At 41.6% G+C, this 2,486-nt stretch carries 4 protein-coding genes; 2 read left to right on the forward strand and 2 right to left on the reverse strand.

Translation table 11 applies throughout. The annotated features are described in order from the left end of the window. The coding region (locus LC574_RS35545) for a tetratricopeptide repeat protein (protein WP_229458322.1) at positions 1 to 526 on the forward strand (526 nt) is incomplete at its 5' end. Between the two features lie 599 nt (positions 527 to 1,125). Next, positions 1,126 to 1,404 (forward strand): hypothetical protein, encoded by a 279-nt coding sequence (locus LC574_RS35550; RefSeq protein WP_229458323.1) that lies wholly within the window; start codon positions 1,126 to 1,128, stop codon positions 1,402 to 1,404. A 540-nt stretch (positions 1,405 to 1,944) separates the two neighbouring features. Here LC574_RS35550 and LC574_RS35555 read toward each other — a convergent pair. Both LC574_RS35555 and LC574_RS35560 read right to left on the reverse strand, forming a co-directional pair. Next, entirely contained in the window at positions 1,945 to 2,163 is a 219-nt protein-coding gene (locus LC574_RS35555) for a hypothetical protein (RefSeq protein ID WP_229458324.1), read from the reverse strand. Further along, positions 2,164 to 2,388 carry a hypothetical protein gene (locus LC574_RS35560; protein WP_229458325.1) on the reverse strand — a complete coding sequence of 75 codons (225 nt, stop codon included), beginning with the start codon at positions 2,386 to 2,388 and terminating at the stop codon, positions 2,164 to 2,166. Positions 2,389 to 2,486: the final 98 nt, after the last annotated feature.

Genomic DNA, 2,486 nt, shown 5'->3' on the forward strand with positions numbered 1-2,486 from the left:
GGATTTGTACAGTGCTGCTAGTGAATATCACCATCTGGGCAATGTCGCCAAAGAGCAACGGCAGTTTGATGTGGCTGTTGATTACTACAACAAGGCGCTGAAGATAAAAGAAGATGCCGGGGATTTGTACAGTGCTGCTAGTGACTATCACCAACTGGGCATGGTAGCCGAAGAGCAACGGCAGTTTGATGTGGCTGTTGATTATTATCAAAAAACCTATAAAGTTTTTGAGCAATTCCGCGATTGGCGTAAGGCTTCAGCAACATTGGGTAAATGGGGAAGGGTTTTAGAAGCTCAAGAAAATTACGCTGAGGCTGTGCAAATTTACATTCGTGTTTTAGCCATTGACTTAGAACATAATCAAGATTGGATTGGTTATCGTATCAGTCATTTTGCGCGTATGCTCCAGCAGTTAGGAGAAAACCAGTTTCAAGCCATTTGGCGTGAGGCGACGGGTGAAGAGTGCGCTGGAGGTGTGCGCGAGGCGATTTGGACAGTGCGAGATAGGCTAGAAACAGAGTCGTAGGATGCAGTGCAAGATTTATTGCCAACGTCAAATCATTCATAAGTTTTATTTAAGCATTGCTAGGATCGCACAGAGCGCACTACTCTAAAGAGCGATCGCATAAGCTTTTGTCAAAAAGTTGTAATGTTAAGGCTTAATGTTGTAACGTTAAGCCTTAATCTTGTAATGCTGGTGATTAATGTTGTAATGTTAAGGCTTAATGTCGTAACCTTAAGCCTTAATGTTGTAACCTTAAGGCTTAATGTTGTAGCGTTAAGACTTAATGTTGTAATGTTGGTGACGACAAGACATTCAGTTATAACTGCGATCGTTGATTCAAGAACTAATAAATTCTCTCTAGGTAATTTTCTAAGAGATATCGATTCTGGTAAATAGAATGTAGGTTGGGTTGAGGAACGAAACCCAACACCTCAAAGTCTTGTAATTGTTGGGTTTCACTCCGTTCAACCCAACCTACGCACTACGCACCTGTTTTATTTTTTTTGGAATTGGTATTAATCACGACAAGGTAGTTATTCAGAAGTGCGATGTCTAGGTTGGGCTACGCCTACGCAATATTTACGCAGTGTTCTATCCTAGAAACAAAAAGGAGCAAAAGTATGCAAGCCTACAAGCTCAATGCCACAATTGATGAATCAGGTCATTTAATTATTGACGAACCTCTAAATATTGCTCCTGGTAAAGTGGAAGTGATTATTTTGCAGCCAGTTCCATCCTTGGAAACTTCTACTGAGTCACAGCCAGATAAGCCGAGAAGAAAGGTTGATTGCTCAATTACAATCTTAAGAGAGTGGTTTGAAAAGACGGAACCTGCTCCTCCTGATTTTGACCCAGACCAAGCCAGGTGGGAAGCTTTGAAAGAGAAACATAATCTGTGAAATTGCCTAAAATATCATTTAATTATATGTAAAATAGGAAAACCAACTACGACAACAGCCAAAAAAGATTTTACCTGAAGTCCTTTAAGTAGGGAACTGATGTTACCAATCGTTCTAGAAATCAAATTTATCATGCCAATTAGCTTATTTTTTGACTACAAATAAACATTAACTATAAAAAGGTAATTATCCTTCTAGCAAAAGGCATATTTTAGTTATAAAAAAGAAATAAAGCTGCTACACAAAACTACAGCAAATCACTCCCAATCGGTTTGTGGTTGGCTAAATTGCTCTATCCTATCTTGGCTTTCCGACAAATTTAGGACTTACGCATTTTGACGAAAAAACGTCATTGCCAGCGACAGCGAACGCGAGTGCGTCTCTTAGAGTTGCAATCTCCCCAAGACCGAGATTGCTTCCCTACACTACGTTTCGGTCCCAATGACATCTACTTAGTTGCGTAAGTCCTAAAATCAAAGGAATTTCCGCCAACCTAGCAAAAGGGCGAGAACTAGACAAGAAAGCTGATTTTTTGTTGGGCTACCGCTTTGAAGACCATTGGAAAGAACCAATTGAGGATGTGAGACAGGACTTACGCAAAAATCGCCGAAAGGCTTTCTCTAAATCAGCCATCACCCCTTTCGCAAGTTCAGGACTGCTTTCTAAATCCTTACGCAAAATGGAAATTTCCTCATCTTCTGAATGTCCAACGCTTGTGCTGAGGTAGTTCGTCAACACATGATTTATGTATTCGTACATCTATTTCACCGGATAGATAGTTACAGTTCGCCAAATACCAGACGCCGCGTCATATCTGTAAACCGCTGTGGCTCGCGAAAGATTGCTATTGAATTGCAGTGGTCCAGCAGCACCCGGAACAGATGACAATCGATCAAAACCGCGGCCAATGTTAGCGCCCATATCGACACCTTCTACTGTGACTCGTTGTGCGCCTGGAGGTCTTAGTGCTATCGCCCGATCCAAGTAGTTCTGCCTAATGAGTTGATCAGACTGCGCAAGCAAAGTATCAGAATGGAACGCTGTTGAGGAGGGGCCAGAACGTGTTGCCCAAGGAAATATCG

It is taken from the genome of Nostoc sp. CHAB 5715, assembly GCF_020829685.1.
Taxonomy (GTDB): Bacteria; Cyanobacteriota; Cyanobacteriia; order Cyanobacteriales; family Nostocaceae; genus Nostoc.